Below are 16,720 nucleotides of genomic sequence, written 5' to 3'. Positions count from 1 at the left end.
CTATACAGGAGTTTTAACAACGGTTCACTTTTTCTATTTGCCATCTACTCTCCATTCCTACTGCCCCTTTGGCGTTCGCCGGATCTGTTGTCCTGGTAGGGCTTCGGTGTCAATCTTACCGTCCTTCAAGATGAAGACACCGTTGACGAGGGTATGATAAAATCCGTCGTTGAGGGCTGCGACATCGTCCCAGGTGGCGTTGGCTTTTACGGTCTCGGGGTCGAACACCGTAATGTCTGCGTCCATACCGACCTGCAGGCGTCCCTTGGTGTTGAACTGGGGAATGTGATCGCCCAATTCCTTGGCGGGGATATAGGAGGAGTTGGCGATCGCCTGCATCAGGGTCAGCGCACCCTGCTCTCGAACCCATTTCCCCAGGATGATCGCATGGGTGCTGGTGGTTCGCGGCTGGCCTCCGGCATCCTTTGGCAGAGGCCAAACATCAACTCCAGACCCCAGGCCTAGTTTGTCCGCACCTTTGGGTTTGCCCTCCCACGCAATGGGTGTTCCGTCTGCGGCAGGGATGGTGTTGGGGAATGTTACCGCGGCCCGCATCGCCGCCAAGCCCTGGGGTGTGCTTTCATCTATGTACTCCATCTGTACGAAGGCAGCAGGATGTTCCTTTTGGTATTTATGGAAGTCTTCCTTATCCTTGAATGTGTAGTGGGGCTTTTCCTCGGTCCGTACATCGCTCCACTCGAAGCCGATGCGCTCATCGGAGTTCTCCCATTGTAGGTAGTCCGCGGATACAGGCGGAGCAGTGACACCAAATGGATAGACCTCGGTGGTAAGCCTGAGTCCAGCCTTACGACCAGCGTCGATCACGTCGAGCATCATGTAAGGATCGCTGAGGCCAAGAAGTTGAATGTGGCAGAGAATGGCATGGGCACCAGATGAGGCAGCCATGCCTAGCATCTCGTTCATGGCCTGAACCGAGCTGTTCGGATCTATCATGGACTGATAGCGCACATGGACAGAAACCGGCACGTTGTTGACTGCCGCCTTCTTCCAGAGATTGATTGCCTCCTTTACTCCGGCACCACTGCCGTAGGCTGGGGGGTAGCCGATTGCGATGGCTCCATCGTCTAGATCCTTCTGTACCAGTGCCAAGATTTGTTTTTCTTGCTCGGAATTTGAGACTGTTGCGCCCCACTTGGCGGGTGCTAGGGCCTCCACAAAGCCATCCCAGGTCGCCTCGCCCTTGAAGCCCGTCATGACATTGGCTCGGTTCATGGCCCAGCTGGAGGCAAAGCCGTAGTTGATTGGATGGCCACCGCGCTTTGCTACATGGTCGTAGGCCTCGGCCACGGGACTGCGGCCAAACTCTAACTCCATATGAGTTGTGGTACCATCCTGCGCAGCAAGTCGACCATCAGCAATGTCAAGGCTGTGTTGGTGTGTATCAATGAAGCCCGGAGAAACCACGAGTCCTGTCACATCGATGATTTCCTTGCCAGAGATTTCGTCAGTGGTCACCGCCGCGATCTTGCCACCCTTGATGCCCACATTCATGACCGCATCGAGCGAGGTCTCCGGGTCCATGACCCGTCCACCCTTCAGGACAACGTCATAGTCCTGGGCGTAGGCTGAAAAAGTTCCAACCAGCGCTATCACCAAAAGTATTGTTTTGTTGATTTTCATGATTTATTAATGATTAAGATTAAATATCAACTTCAAAAAGCTGCTCGGCCCCGAAGGCCGAAGAGTACTGTCGAACCCGCTTCAGAATTCAGGGAAGGGTTGATAATATATTGGAAGTTCGGAGTTAGTTCGATCCCCTTGGCTAGCTCCAACATCCAAAAAGCCTCGAAAGTTACCTGATCCTCCAGTTCTGTACCATACGTGTCTTCGTTCGGCCGACTCCAGCCGAGGCCAAGGCCTAAAAGCCCCTTACTTGGATCCTGGCTGTATCCGAAGCCACCGCTAAAAGCGGTTTCATAGATAGCATCACCAGCATCTGCCCAGCCACCGCGAAGGAACGGAAGCCAATGCCCACCTAGGACGTAGCTAAGGTGAAAGGACAAGCCATACCCACTGGAAGTTCCTTCCTCTGTACGTGCGTCCTGCTGCCAAAAGGTCACGTGCGCACTGTTGAAGAAACGCGCCTTCGGACCCGTCGTCCAACCCACCTCTAAAGATTTGAAGGTCTCCCTTTCACCAAAATACGTCTTAAATCCGGCAAGAGGGTTCCTAGCATTTCCGTTAGCGTCTACAATCCCACCACTGATGTAGACATTGTTATTGAAGAAATAGCCCGCGGCCAAACCCAAGGAGGAATCGGGCAGCCCTCCGATAGTTCCTGACCCGGTCTGAAATTGGAGGTTTGTGAACCCCTGCCAGGGACTCGCAAGTGCATATGCATCAACATAGTCGGTGACATCGAGCCAACCCACGTAAATGGCACCTCGACCTTGGGCAAAATTCTGATTCCAGAAGAGGTGTGTCAATCGCAATCTCTGATCACTATATGTGGCACCGATAACGCCGGCATACCCCAGTTCCCCGGCGAAGCTCTTGACCGGAACCTTACCCAGGCGATGTCGGTAATCGACCTTGCCAATCAGAGAGCCTGTGTTTTTGGTGCCGCGCCCAGTCAGTTCCCACTCCGCGAAGAGACGTACGACACCGGTGGCGGCCGTATTCTGGCCCACGCTTTCTGTCGCGACTAACCCAAGAGCTATCAAGTCGAACCCGAAGTCGAGGCCAGTGCGATTCTTTAACGAGGCTTTCCAATCCGACCATCGGTGCTTCGACAGACTGTCCGAGGCAAGCTGGGCACGCGTCGAACTCGGCCCGGCGAGCTTATCGCTTGCAGATTGCCCATGCAAGGTCGTCGGAACCAAGAGAGCTATGATTACGCACGTTACCATAATCCGCTGATTCAAAGTAAGCGCAAGCAGCATATTCCGTCTCATCCAATTATTATTTTTTAGTGTTAGTAATAGTTTGCTATATAATAATACATAATATAAGCTCCCTAATTATTATAGGTAGGTCAGTCTGCAATTCTTGTTTACAATACCGATGGGGTTTTGATCGAAATTCCGAGAAAACCCTTTCGGAGAATATGTTCCTATTTAGCCGGTAGACTTCCGTCCCAGACCAGTGAACTTGGCACAGTGGTGAAGCGATCGTATCCATCTTCGGTAATCGCAAAGGAATCCTCAATGTTGTACGGCCCAGGCGCATAGGCGCCCTGCGCTGCCATGTAGGAGGTCTCCATACTCACGACCATGCCAGGTTGGAATTCGATATCAAAACCAGGCGCGAACAGTGGATGATCCTCGAGCAACGGTGAGAGGCTGATGCTGTGCCCCATGTGGCCCCTAGCGTAGTTAGGAAAGATTGGAGACTTTTGCACTTCTGCCCGTACTTCAGCATACAGTTCCGACATTTTCACTCCAGGCTTAAGCAATGTGAGGCCTTTCTCGAACCCTTTATACAATGCGTCATAAGTTTCTTCATGCTTGGAGCTAGGCGAACCGCCAACGGCCCAGGTACGCGTGATGTCACTAATGTACCCAAAATGCGTCCCACCACCATCAATACGCATAAGATCGCCCTTTTTGATCTCGTAGTTCCGAGGCGACTGGGATACGCCCCAATAAGGTCCAATGCCGATCTGGTAGGACATGCCTTGCATAGTGTGTTCCTTATCTTCTGCCCAGCCCGCAGCCATGATCATAGTGTCAAAAGCCAAGGCATTCATCCCAGGCTCAAGCTGCTGCGCCACGCGCGACTGGACGCGCTCCATGTGCTGCGCCGCCATGCGCAACATATCGATTTCCCATGGTGTCTTGATCAGGCGTGCTTCAAATAACAAGTCATCGGAGTTCACGGACTGATCCTCTGTCACTTGGCTGTTGAGATAGGCCAAAAGCCCTCCGAGCAAGGCGCCCTTCTCGATACCTATCTTCCCATTGGAAGCAAAGTCCTGGGCAGCCTTCAAAGCATCTTTGAAGCCGGCCAGTGGGTCAATAGTTGCGCTGCGTTCCTGGCGCGACTCGTCTGTTCCGTCGTCTACGAAGACGAAACCCGGCATGGCCGAAACCTCAACATCGTTGGTCATTCTTGGTGCATCATCACTTTCCATCAGGTTGATGAATAGGTGAGCATTCCCATCCGCCGGAATAACAGCAGCTGCCTGGCTTCCCGCTGGAACACCAGCTCCATAGGCGAACCTGGACACATAGCCCGTAGCATAGGCTATATTTTCTGGTTTCACAACAACGAGCGCGCCAATACCGTCTCGTTTCATGAGGTTTTGAATACGGCCTAGAATCGCCTTCTGATCGCGCTTCGCCAGCAAAGGGTGAATGTTCTTACCTGGTGCAGGGGCTGGTACGGAGCTCATTGCAACGCTCGCCTTTTCATCCTGATTGGCACAAGAGGTAGTCCAAGGTAGGATCAAACCGGCAGCGGATAAGCCGGCCATTGATGCAAATTCTCTTCGATTAATTTTCATTTTACATTATTTTTTAAAACAAACTTTTTTTTTTCTGTTGATTCTGATAACCAACTCATGAATTCACAATACCAAAATCCATTTGAATAAATTATTTCAATCAAGAATTGGATTTCATATATGAAAAATTTATAAGCGTTTCAGTTTAATAAATATAGCCTAAAATATTCAATATGGATAAAAACTACATGCAGGCCAGACCGTAATTCTCGTGTAAAATACCGAAGGGGTTTTGATCGCGATTACGAAAAAAACCCCTCGGCAATAGATGTTCTTATCCAGTCACTATACGTTCCAGATTAGATGATCGTTGGCCATGGTGAACCGGTCGTATCCATCTTCGGTAATCGCAAAGGTGTCCTCGACGTTGTACCCTCCTGGTGCATAGGCGCCCTGAGCAGCCATATACGAGAACTCCACACAAACGACCATGCCAGGCTCAAATTTGGCTTTTTGACCTCTAGAGATCGTAAGAGAGTCCTCTGCCTGCGGTTTTACGCTAATACTGTGCCCCACGTGGCCCCGGGCGTAGTTAGGAAAGATTGGAGATTTTTCCACTTCTGCACGGACTGCTTCATAAAAATCCCCCATCACCACACCAGGCGCGAGCATATCAAGGCCTTTCTTCATACCTGCATACAATGCGTTATAGGTCTCTACATGCTTTTGATCAGGCTTACCTTCCGAGCCACCAACGGCCCAGGTACGCGAGATGTCACTGATATAGCCCAAATGGGTACTTCCGCCATCAATACGGCAAACATCGCCCTCCTGGATCACATAGTTTCTAGGCGCTAAGCCTATACCCCAGTAAGGTCCTATTGCAGTCTGGTAGCCAAGAAGACTCATTGAGTTTTCTGTATCTTCTGCCCAAGCCGCTTCTTGACATATCCTATCAAAAACCATGGCGTTCATCCCTGGTTTCAGTTCTTGAGCTACGCGTGTCATCCAACGCTCTGCGTGTTGGGCTGACAATCTCAGCATATCGATTTCCCAAGGGAACTTAATCAGACGCGATTCATACATCAAATCAGTACAATCCGATAGCCGATCAGCTCCTAATTCTTTATCCATAACATCCTTAAATGCCCAAGATAACATGCCAAGCTCCGTACCGATTTTTCCATTACCAGCAACGTCCTTTGCAATCTCTACAGCAGATTTAATGGTAACAAGTGGGTCTAATCGGGGATCTTTTTCCGCACGTGACTCCTCGGTTCCGTCATCTATAAAAACGAATCCCGGCATGACCTCAACTTTCACATCATCTACTACCTGTCTTCGAGCATCATCTGCTTCGTACGAGCTAACACATATATGTGCATCCCCATCTGCCGGGATAACTGCGATTGTCTGTGCCCCTATAGGAAGACTTGGCGTATAGGCAAATTTGGAAAAATAGCCTGTTGCATAGCATACATTTTCGCCTAGCATCAGTATGAATGCACCATATCCTTCTCGTTTCATAATGCCTTGAATACGGCCCATAATATCCTTATGAGGTCGCTTGGCCGCCAAGGGGTGCCAGTTCTTGCCAGGATCGGGGGCGGCTACAGGTCTCCCCATGAGGCTTGTTTTATCATTAGTTTTAGCACCTGCTTGGGTAGTCCAAGGTAGGATCAAACCGGCAGCAGATAAGCCGGCCATTGATGTAAATTGTCTTCGATTAATTTTCATATTAAATTAATATTTTGAAATAGAACATATTGTTTTTAATTGATATTTGGTCCCTGTTTTGAATAGAATTAGGAGGACGAATATATTCTCCTTCAAACCTTTTACTTTTTTCTTGTCTTAATTGCATAGTCTATTTCACTGGTATTGTCAGAACAGGACTCCCACCGCCACCCGAGGGGGCTATTTCCATATTAAATAAGTCGTAGACTGCATTGAAGAAGCGTTTTGAAGCATAATCACGATCGTCCACGTAGAACCAGGTGTCACGATGCTTCACGGCTACGAAAGCGTTCTCCGGGCGCTTACCTTTACTCGAATTCACTACGAACTTATCACTTAAATCTACTGCTCGTCCTTCACTAACCGCTTTATCATAAAGGGCCTTGGTAAAAGCTCTGCCTTCCTCTTCGTCCCCTGGGGGTAATTTAATGCCATAGGCTAGCAAATTCAAAACTGAATAGAAGGTACGCAGCTGCATCCTAACCTCTGGCCGTGGATCGTCAGGCACATTTTCGAAGTCAGTACCCTCGACAACCCGGTTCGGAGAAAAGGACCAGACTCTTTTCAAGGGAGTGGGCTGCAAATTCAGCGTCTGAATTATATACTTTCCATCAGTTGATGTTCGAGCCTCCGGGTCAATCCACATGGCTGGATAATCGTGCTTATCCGTGAAATAGTAGTTCTCTCCACCATCATAGCTTCGAAATCGACCCACACCGCTACCAAGGGCAATGGCGGTAAGCTGGTTATCGACCGTAATCTCTTCACGCGGGATGGCAATGTCAGAGTAAGGGTCGTTCCAACTGAAGGTTCCCACTTTGAGTTGTCCATTGTCCATGAGTCTTCCTATTGATTGGATGACTTTAATATATTCTGGATCACCCGGGCGGAAATCTGTGCCCACACCAGCCTCGGGTCCGCGAACATCGGTAAGTCCCTCGACCATTAATGCCAACAGGAAATCGAAACGGTAGCCAGCCTGGGCCATACTGGCGATTGTTAGAACACTCATCCTAGAGGTCAGGGGCCCTAGGATCTCATGGCCCTGTCTGGGCGTGAAGGTGATGGTTGGTGTATTAGAATAGCCAATATTGGCTCCTGCGTTGCCGGAACCTCCTAAGGAGGTGGATGCACCGCCCGAAGCTCCAGCCGAAAAGCTCATTGTTGCGTTGATGTTTGAAATAGTCACAAACTGAGGTGCTTCGTAATACCGCCGACGAACAATGTTGAGCAAAAGTTCCTCTTGGATTACCTGTTCGACAGCTTTGTTATAATCGATATGAGACTTAAGTACGACCTTTGGCCCAATTGATTTGCAGCTGGAGAGAAATAGCACTACCAAGAGGATGCCAAGTCCCATGCTGACTCTGAGCCAATCGGTCGCTTTCGTCAAATGCGTTCGTGTATCGATAGTTCTTACTTTACCCAATCTTTCCCTTAGATTCTTCATTATAAATCCTTCCGCTTTGCGAATTCCGGACTTACCGGTAAGGTGTGTATGGATCATGAATTTAAGTAATTAAAATTGGATTTTGATATGCTGTGCTCACCTTAAATAGGAATTAATTTAATTTTCAGTTCTACCATGGCAAGGGTATAACCGGTGCTATTTGTAAGCGTACCAGATGCTTCGGTCCAAAAGCCTCAGGCGATGCCGCGTAGTACCAATACTGTAAGGCTAATTTAACCGGTAAATTGCCGAACTTTGTCACTTTGACGACTCCTGTTCCCAAAGGAAGTGTAAGCTTACTCCCTTTTTCTGCGTTATGATTAATGGCAAAGGTTGGTGTGCCTGCTATTTGCCAGCCATTTTTCAGGCCAACAATATAGAAGTATTGGCCTGCGGTAACGCTTGATTTTCTTGGTACGCCTGCCGTTGATGTCACAAACGCATCCTGCATGATGTTAAAACTTTCCGTGCCAGGATCACCACCACTACCGACACCAAAGCCGTGATTCACCATAATCCCTAGAAACCCAAAATTCGTGGTTTTACCGATGATAACTTCTGGTCCCAACGTCGTGTATTTGGCTTTAAGCTCTTCGATAGATGCTGTACGAAATCCAGCAAATACCCCTATCATTGTCATCCACTTTGATGGCCATGTTTTTCCCAAAGCAACGTCTGCACTAATATTTCCTAAGCCAGCCTTGCTACTAAATCCATCTGTTCCCGAAACCGGCTGGCTTAAATAGACAGGGATCAATGGTCGCACGAATAAATTCACACCTGTACCCAGCGGAATAGGTAAACTGGGTTGAAAGTTGAAAACAACACCGTTTTGCCCTGCGTCTGGAACATCTCCTGAATACCGTGAGTAGTCAAATTGAGTAAACAAAACGCCTAATGTTGCATTTGGATTTGCCAATTGTTTAGCAAGATCATCAGAACTTTGCTCTGTCTTCTGTTCTGTATCATCTTGAGCCTTCAGCTCCATGAAAGCGAACAATGATATAATCAAGATTATACATGTTTTCATAGAGATCACGTTTTTACCTATCTGGATCATGGTTGGTGTTTTTAATTACTTCTTGTCTTTCTTCTAATTGCTAATCCTGGCGGGGCATCGAGTAAATCTTTACCATTCTAAATAATTGGTGTTCCCATTACCAACACATAAACCATGACTTCTTTTCTAGACTGTTTATAATGGTCGTGCTCTATGTTAAAATACCTCAATGTTTGCCAAGAAACAACCTTATGAGTAAAACAACCCTAAAATATCAAATCAGGCTTAACCTTATGTTCTAAAAAATTAACCTATTGTTCCTGAGACGATTTTTCTCTGTATTTGCTGATAGGTAGGCCCATTTCTTTTGGAAAGATTTTGGTGAAATATGGGAGGCTATCCACACCTACTTCGAAAGCCACCTGGCTAATGTTCATTTCGGAAGTCCGCAATAGCCGAGTAGCTTGCTGGATGCGTACCTTCTTAATGAAATGAGAAAGGAATGACCTGTCAGCGCCTTGATTTTATTGTGCAGCCATAGCGATGCGTTCCATGGCTGTCTCAATGCGGGATCGCTGCGTGCCCAGGTTCAATCGCAGGAACCCAGCTCCAGTTCCACGGGCTCCAAAACGTAATCCGGGTTTTTGTGGTCTACCGAAGCATCCGTCTACCGAAAATCGAACGCCTCACGATGGAACTGTCCTTTTGGCAATCCCATGGACATAAAGCTTTTCTCAAGGGCATCTCCAAACTTCAGGGGTCCACAAAACCAGATACTTGAAGCTTTCCAATCAGGTATCATTTCCACGACCTGCTTTGCATTCAGCGGCGCCTCTTGTTCAGTATCGATAACATGCAAACGAACGGCTCCCGCGCTTGCTATTGTCGATAGGCGCGCCAGGGTTTCGGGAGACACATGGCGGGCGCTGTAAAACAGATCGACAGGCTCATGCTCTGCCGTGCTGGCCACAAGATGCTCTAACCGTGCGACGAAGGGGGTCAGGCCAATTCCCCCCGCGATCCAGATCTGTCGCCCTTTTCCCTGATCAAAAATGAAGCTGCCGTATGGTCCCTCGACCCTGACGGGAGCTTCAGCAACGAGGGTACCCGGCAGCGTGGACGTATAGTCACCTAGTGCCTTGATCGCCACACGAATGCGGTGTAGACGTGCGTTCTCCCCCTCCCATGCGGAGGCGATTGTGAAGGGGTGCGCGCCTTCGCGGGTGTCGAAAGTGAATAAGGCGAACTGCCCTGCCTCGTGTCCGGGCCAGGCCGGACCAAGATCGATCTGCACTTCTTGAACACCTTTCCCAAGCGACGTGACCTCAGCCACGCGCCCCTGAACCTGTCGGTTTCGCCCGATACGGCCAGAAAGACTCAATCCAGTAGCAACAAGCCCTGCAACGACACAGATGACGAAAACGGCGCCGCTCAGGTTTTTCCAGTAAGAGAGCGGTAGAAATACTACCCCGTGGAGCACAAACCCTAGATACAGCAATGGCAAGATACGGTGCAGTCGAGCGAACAGGTGATAGGGAATGGCCCTGATGAGTGCCACCGCCACAAGCGCTAATGACGCGTACAACCCCAATTCGCCCAACAGCTTGGCGACATCGTGCCAGGTAGAGAATAGTTCGGGAATACCCGAATCAAAGCCTTGTGGCTTCACCAATAGCCCTTCTTTTCGCAATGCCTTGGCGCCCACCTTGATAAGGTAATGAGTTAGCCCCAACCCGACGCCCCATTCCGCCGACAGGCGATGGAGCCGGTAACATTGGTCAAGGCCACCGACCCAGGATTCGATCTTCGGGAGTCGAAGCGCCAGGACCATGGCAACCGACATTAGGGCCAACGCAAGAAACCCGGATGCAAACAGAAGTTGCAAATAGATGGTCCAAGGTAAAGTTGGTCCCGCATCTGAAACAGAGCCCCACGGAAACGCCAAACCAACAATCAGCAGCCCGACACCAGTCACTGTCCAAATATTCAATTTCTTCATTGCCATGATATTTTTACTATTTCGCCGCGCTCTTCGGTTTTTCGCCCAAAGCATTTTAAGATGATTATAAGGTTTGAGTTATACATTCTAATGAATTTTGGTTGAACCTTATGTTTGTAATATTCAGCTCACTCAGCTTTAGCAGTTTAGTCCGTATTACGCTTATACAGTGTTGTGCAACGGTCTGGATAAACCATGTTTTTAATACCGTGATTATTAGTTAGATACCATCTACTTTCTAATCGGTTTCCGTTTTACTGAATTGTATTTTTGTAAATCGTGCCATCTTTCATGATCATCACGAAATTCTTTTCTGGATCAGCAACCAAATCGATATCTTCTAATGGGTTGCCATCTACTAATATCATATCGGCATAATTCCCTTCAACAATAGATCCGATGCCGCCTTCCCGATATGGGTTACGTGGACCGCAAAGCATCAATAACTCAGCGTTGGTAGAGGTTGCCATTTTTAAAACCTCGTATGGCGTATACCAACGCTTTAATTTGGCTAACATTCTGCCTTGGGCAGCAGCAGCTGAAGGATCAAAAAGTGCATCGGTACCAAAGGCAACCTTTACACCCAATTCTTTTGCTCTTTTATAAACGTTATCCGTCCCATCTGTAACCTTATTATACTTTTCCGTACTATAGGGGTTCTCAAATTGTAGGGCATCTTCATCTTTCAACAGGGGCTGAAGACTTAACCAAACGTCATTGTCTTTCATCATTTTTAAGGTTTCATCGCTCACTAAAAAACCATGCTCAATAGATTTCACACCCGCCTTTATAGCTGTTTGAGTGGCTTCATCTGTAAAAATGTGAGCAGCCACATACGTATTCCAGGTCTTTGCAACGTCTACCGCTGCTTTCATTTCTTCAAAAGTGTATTCCTGTACATCCAGATCATCATAGCTGGAAGAAACGCCACCACCACCGGCTATTTTCAGTTGTGTGGCTCCGGCTCTTAAATTTTCTCTGGCACGTCTTATTACTTCGTCAACGCCATCTGCAACCATTATCAAGCTATTGCGCTCCCAATAGGTCATCGGGTCTGTCGAGTTTCGTGGCACATCGTTCTTTCCACGGAAGTCGAAGTGCCCAGAAGTCTGGCTGATCGGTGGGCCAGAGATAAACAGGCGAGGACCAGGATATTTCCCAGAATCCGTCATCTTTTTAACTGCAAATGGATTGCCGCCAACATCTCTGCACGAGGTAAAACCGCGCATAAGGGTTTGTTCGGCACCCAAAAATCCGATGATGGCCACTTCACTCATATCGCCATTAACCAATACGCTTTGCGGTGCATTGGAATAGTATGTATGCCAGTGCGCATCAATGAGTCCGGGAATTAGTGTTTTGCCTTCAGCATCAATAACAGTGGCATTTTTAGCTGATAGATTTTTGCCAATTTTTTTTATGAGTTTACCTTCTACAAGTACATCAGAACCTGTAATAAGCTTTTCATTTACGCCATCAAAAATATTGGCGTTTTTAATGATAACCGTAGTTTGTGCCTTGACCTGAGCAAATAGGTTTATACTTGTAATGAGTAGAAGGCTAAAGATTAATAGTTTTTTCATTTCATATGTTTTTCCTTGTTCATTATTTGTTTGTGTTTTCATTGCCAAGCTTATTAATTTGAGACTACCTCTCTTCTAATCGGTAATCCTGGTGAAGCATCAAGTAATAATTCGCCATTTTCAATTATAGATGTACCCATTATCAGTACATAAGACATGCCTTCTGAAGGGTGATAAGGCTCTAGATAGGTTGCATTTACTTTGATGTCATTTAAATCAAATATCGCAATATCCGCATCCATGCCTACTTGAATCCGCCCTTTATTTTTCATCTGGGGAACGTAATCTTCCAATGTTTGAGCTGGCATGAGGCTCATTTTTTTAATGGCATCCGAAAGACTAAGCAATTGTCTGTCTCGCATATAATCTTGCAATATCTTGGTGAATGTTGCCCCAGACCTAGGATGATTGATTAAGTCTGCTGGCAGAGGCCACTCATTTCCATTGTAAGGAACAATACCTCCATCTTTAGGAACATACATGGGCATCGCATCGGACTCTATCTGTACATCAGTATTAATGCTATTCTCTTCATCTCTTCTCTTTTAGACTATTTATAATAGTCGCGATCTAAGTCAGCATCCTGATACGTTGAAATGAACCACTCCTCTGTTAACTGAAAAGATCCAACAATGAAACAGATAAGGCTTAACCATATGTCCTAAAAATTATCCTATTGTTCCAAAAATGATTTTTCTCTCTATTTGCTAGGAGATAAACCTATTTTTTGGGTGAAATAGGGGAAGCTTTCTATTCCTACTTCTAAAGCCACTTGGCTGATATTCATTTCTGTAGTCCGTAATAGCTTCGTGGCTTGATGGATGCGTACCTTCATATTGAATTGAGAAGTGGAATGACCTGTCAGCGCCTTGATTTTATTGTGCAGCTGTGTGCGACTCATCCCAACCTTCCGGCATAGCTCTGGTACGCCAAAATTTTGTTCATGCATGGATTCTAGAATGATTTCCCGAAGTTGGATAATGAGTCCCTTTGGTTACGATTTATTGAAGTTGAACCCGACTCCGAGAAAAACCCTAACATTGTTCGTTCCGTTAACCCAGGAAATATCCAGGTTTATAGGGCCCAAAAGGGAATTATAGGGAAAGGTGCTACCCACCGACATCAAATAACTAGTGTCCGTTCCCTCCTGCCAGGTCCCCCGGGGGTTAAAAAACTCCTTGCCAAAATCCTCAAAAGACCAAACCCCAGTATCTCGAATGCCAGGGATTCTTCATCATTGAGCAACTCGTAATTCACTTGGGTAAATCGGGCCGTCCCCACGCCCCTGTCTATAGCCGACTTTAGTTCTGCCAGGCTATAGGTTTGGTTAGCCCAGGGACTACTCAGAGCCAGGAAGACCCGAAGACGATATAAAACGCAAAATCCCTGCCATTGCCCAAGGCAAAATCAGCCCCCATGTTAACACCAAGCACCCGGGCAACGTTGTACCTGAACCCTGTCCCAACCGTATAGGCCCAGTCAAATGACCCGAAATTCGCCAAATCGTTAAAGGCCTTGCCGCCCCCCGTAAATGCAACCAGTGACCACCGTTTGTACACATTGAAGGTCCATTCTGTTTCTGCCACTATGGTATTATCGCCCTGGTAGCGCATGGCCGGGATCCCACGCAGGTCAATGAACGGATAGGCGTAGAACGGGGCGTCCCCCAGCAGGTAATTCCCCTGAAATCGCCATCCGGACCTGACAGCCGAGGAAATGGGAAGGTATCCGAAAAAATCGGTGCCCAGTGTGCTGAAATCATTCGAAGAACCCAGCCATTTGGCAGCATAGTTTACCGAAAGCCTGGAATAGATGCCACGGGCAGGGGTAAAGGTATTGTCCCGGTTGTCATAGGCCAGAGTCGGCTTGATCGAACTGATTTTTGAATTGATGTTCAGTCTCTCTAATATCGGGTTAATGATAGGCTTGTTGGGGATGGTATCAAAACTTACTTCCGTATTGAAAAAGGTATAGGTGGCCCCAGCATAGAATTTTGATTTCCCCAGGCGTACTTCGGCCTTTTGAAGGATTACCCAGGAATCCAGGTTGATTCCCACTGGGTTATCTTCCAGGATGGGACTGTTATTCCCGTAGTATTTCAGACGCACATTGGCCTTGAGAAATGCGGTGGTGGTGCGTACCCGGTTTTCCCCGAAAATATGCTTGTGGAAGGCCCCGGCTCCCCAGGTTTGGTTGGAAGTATACAAACCGGCGATCCCCGAAACACTGGGCGGCACATAGCTGTTGTACTTCTTTTTGCTCTTGTGGAAGTAAAGCAATGCCAGGGCGCCGCCATATCCTACGGCTGGCTCTGTTATAGGGATCGCCACGGGCAGGACTCCATTGGCCTCCAGCAGGTACTGACTCAGGTCAATCGCTCCGTCTTCCGGGTCCTTTAAACTGAGTTTTTTCTTCCCCGGGATGCTGTCTGTTTGTCCGTTGCTGAGTGAAGGAATAAGAATTCCTAACACTGTGCAAAGAATGAGAAGTCGAAATGGGTTTTTACAGTTTTTCATAAAGATGGTTTTTTATTGGGACTTTCCAGGTTTATGATAAGAAAACCGCTTCGATCCCCATTTTATTCCTTTAAAAGTATTCGTTCAGGCCAAAATAGATCGCCCCTTTGTTATCGGCCCCAAACCCGTAATCAATCGCGATATTGGTACGAGTATTTTTGTTCATTATAAATCGCAATCCGGCCCCGCCCCCCATTTTTAAGTAATCAAAAAGTTGGACATTCAGGTCGGAAGCTGAAGCAGTGGTCATATTGGCAAAAAGGACTGCGCCAATATGGTTCCGTTCTTTATTGATCAGGGGTATTTTAAGACGGATCGGTAGCTGGAACCGGTATTCAATTTCGGAATAAAACAAGTTTTCCCCCCGGAACCGCCCCTGCGGATAGGCCCTGCCCGACTTGCTGGACTGATCCCATCCCAGGGCGGGAAGGCCCATATACGGCAACTGTCCACTGGCTGAAATGCTAGAATAAAGCCAGAAGGCCAATATGTTGCGCGGTACTCTTTTGTTGATGGAAATATAATCCCGGTATTCCAACCAGAGCGAAGTGGCGTCCTGGCTGCTCCCAAGCCACGTGGGTAACATCCGAAATTGTATAAAGGCATACCGGCCATTGTAGGGGTTGTTGATGTTATCCCGGGTATCCAGAAGAGCGTTTACACTCGGGCCCGAAATAACGTACTCCTCCGGTTCAAAGCCGTGCAATAGGCTGTAGGCAAAGTGATTGGTGATCACCGGGGGATCTTCCGACAGGTCCAGCAGGCGGTCCTGGATTTTCCTGTAATTATCAAGATGGAATCCGACCCCGACATAGAAATCATCCACGATTTGCCTGAGAGCAATCTCGTAAAACCGAAAAAAACGGAACTCCATAAGTTCGGCTTGGTCCACCCCGTCCAGGTAGTCCCCCAGTTCAAATCCGGGTCGGTCCCCATTCAGCAGGATTTCGGATTGTGGGCCGGTCCCCAGGCCGTAAGTTGGCTGCGAGGAGATCATGTACCTCCAATCTCCCATGAACACCCAATTGTCCCCACGGGTATAAATATTACTGTTAAACTTGACCACCAACTGCTGTAAGGAGGTATAGGTGGCCGATAGAATTCCTGCGGAGAGGCGCGTGTCCTCATGTTGGCCCAGGAGTATATTACCGGCACTTGAAACCCCGTAAATTAAGCCATAAGCCGGGTTATAACTTATGACAGGAAGCGGAATGAAATACAGCTTGTTTTGCTTCAGTAAGTCCTGCGGGTCACTATCGGCTATCTGGCTCCACGAAGGTCCGGCCATCAACAGTAGAACCACTGGTATGCAGTACCTGAGCTTACTCCGATACTTTAGGAGGGATGAGATGCAATTTGGCATAGCTGCGTTGAATTGTGACTTGTGGCGCATGTTATGTTCCGATCGCCTTGGTGTGGGCTGAAATATCCTTTCAGACCTAAATTTATCGAGGCATCGATAAAGGGAGGATACCAAAAGTCCAGGCTGCTGCTGCACCATAGTGAATAGGTAGATTCTTTTTTGCCTGACCTGCATAGAATTCATCTATGGGAAGCACACTAGATTCAAGTTCTAGAGCCATAGTAACACCTTGAGTGGCCTGCATTCGGTAGGCCCCAAGATTCTGCCCATGCATGTGAAGATCTATGAAACCTGGAGAAACTATTTTACCGGTCGCATCAATAGTCTTTTTACCTGAGATATTGTTTTCCGTAATCATGCTAATTGTGCCATTGACTATGCCAATATTTCTGACCGCATCAAGTTGGGTTTCCGGATCAATGACTCTTCCATTCAGGACAACTACATCAAACTCAGTATTTGCTGAAACTTCCGAACCAGATTTTTCGGTACCATTTTATTGGTTCCACCCCATTAGAAATGCAATCTGTACCATCATTATTAATGCTACTCTCTTCATCTCTTCTCTTTTAGACTATTTATAATAGTCGCGATCTAAGTCAGCATCCTGATACGTTGAAATGAACCACTCCTCTGTTAACTGAAAAGATCCAACAATGAAACAGAT

The 16,720-nt window shown here is 47.5% G+C and carries 14 protein-coding genes; all 14 read right to left on the bottom strand.

The features are described from left to right. Positions 1 to 57 precede the first annotated feature (57 nt). Entirely contained in the window at positions 58 to 1,641 is a 1,584-nt protein-coding gene (locus tag HWE15_RS05645; RefSeq protein WP_290506537.1) for an amidohydrolase family protein, read from the bottom strand. A 32-nt stretch (positions 1,642 to 1,673) separates the two neighbouring features. Beyond that, entirely contained in the window at positions 1,674 to 2,870 is a 1,197-nt protein-coding gene (locus HWE15_RS05640; RefSeq protein ID WP_290506604.1) for a carbohydrate porin, read from the bottom strand. A 203-nt stretch (positions 2,871 to 3,073) separates the two neighbouring features. After that, entirely contained in the window at positions 3,074 to 4,465 is a 1,392-nt protein-coding gene (locus HWE15_RS05635; RefSeq protein WP_290506536.1) for a Xaa-Pro peptidase family protein, read from the bottom strand. A 285-nt stretch (positions 4,466 to 4,750) separates the two neighbouring features. Next, complete coding sequence (locus tag HWE15_RS05630; protein WP_290506535.1) at positions 4,751 to 6,142, bottom strand: Xaa-Pro peptidase family protein; 1,392 nt, start codon at positions 6,140 to 6,142, stop codon at positions 4,751 to 4,753. Positions 6,143 to 6,272: 130 nt separating this feature from the next. Further along, positions 6,273 to 7,649 carry a hypothetical protein gene (locus HWE15_RS05625; protein WP_290506534.1) on the bottom strand — a complete coding sequence of 459 codons (1,377 nt, stop codon included), beginning with the start codon at positions 7,647 to 7,649 and terminating at the stop codon, positions 6,273 to 6,275. A gap of 73 nt (positions 7,650 to 7,722) precedes the next feature. Further along, the gene (locus tag HWE15_RS05620) at positions 7,723 to 8,652 is read right to left on the bottom strand and encodes a hypothetical protein (RefSeq protein ID WP_290506533.1); all 930 of its coding nucleotides are present in this window, start codon (positions 8,650 to 8,652) and stop codon (positions 7,723 to 7,725) included. 251 nt (positions 8,653 to 8,903) lie between these two features. Beyond that, positions 8,904 to 9,080 carry a helix-turn-helix domain-containing protein gene (locus tag HWE15_RS16055; protein WP_367203820.1) on the bottom strand — a complete coding sequence of 59 codons (177 nt, stop codon included), beginning with the start codon at positions 9,078 to 9,080 and terminating at the stop codon, positions 8,904 to 8,906. Between the two features lie 179 nt (positions 9,081 to 9,259). After that, entirely contained in the window at positions 9,260 to 10,591 is a 1,332-nt protein-coding gene (locus HWE15_RS05615; protein ID WP_290506532.1) for a ferric reductase-like transmembrane domain-containing protein, read from the bottom strand. A gap of 254 nt (positions 10,592 to 10,845) precedes the next feature. After that, positions 10,846 to 12,216, bottom strand: a complete 1,371-nt coding sequence (locus HWE15_RS05610) for an amidohydrolase family protein (RefSeq protein WP_290506531.1) — start codon at positions 12,214 to 12,216, stop codon at positions 10,846 to 10,848. 11 nt (positions 12,217 to 12,227) lie between these two features. After that, positions 12,228 to 12,656, bottom strand: a complete 429-nt coding sequence (locus HWE15_RS05605; RefSeq protein ID WP_290506530.1) for an amidohydrolase family protein — start codon at positions 12,654 to 12,656, stop codon at positions 12,228 to 12,230. 218 nt (positions 12,657 to 12,874) lie between these two features. Beyond that, the gene (locus tag HWE15_RS05600; protein ID WP_290506529.1) at positions 12,875 to 13,123 is read right to left on the bottom strand and encodes an AraC family transcriptional regulator; all 249 of its coding nucleotides are present in this window, start codon (positions 13,121 to 13,123) and stop codon (positions 12,875 to 12,877) included. A gap of 394 nt (positions 13,124 to 13,517) precedes the next feature. Then, the gene (locus tag HWE15_RS05595) at positions 13,518 to 14,690 is read right to left on the bottom strand and encodes a BamA/TamA family outer membrane protein (protein WP_290506528.1); all 1,173 of its coding nucleotides are present in this window, start codon (positions 14,688 to 14,690) and stop codon (positions 13,518 to 13,520) included. 70 nt (positions 14,691 to 14,760) lie between these two features. Next, on the bottom strand, positions 14,761 to 15,978 hold the full coding sequence (locus HWE15_RS05590; protein WP_290506527.1) for a hypothetical protein: 1,218 nt from the start codon (positions 15,976 to 15,978) through the stop codon (positions 14,761 to 14,763). Between the two features lie 157 nt (positions 15,979 to 16,135). Beyond that, positions 16,136 to 16,411: an amidohydrolase family protein gene (locus HWE15_RS05585; RefSeq protein ID WP_290506526.1), complete on the bottom strand. Its 276-nt coding sequence runs from the start codon at positions 16,409 to 16,411 to the stop codon at positions 16,136 to 16,138. Positions 16,412 to 16,720: the final 309 nt, after the last annotated feature.

Source organism: Algoriphagus sp., from assembly GCF_013373065.1.
Classification (GTDB): domain Bacteria; phylum Bacteroidota; class Bacteroidia; order Cytophagales; family Cyclobacteriaceae; genus Algoriphagus.
The sequence above is the reverse complement of the archived record's forward strand: the minus strand, read 5'-3'. Positions and strand labels throughout refer to the sequence as shown.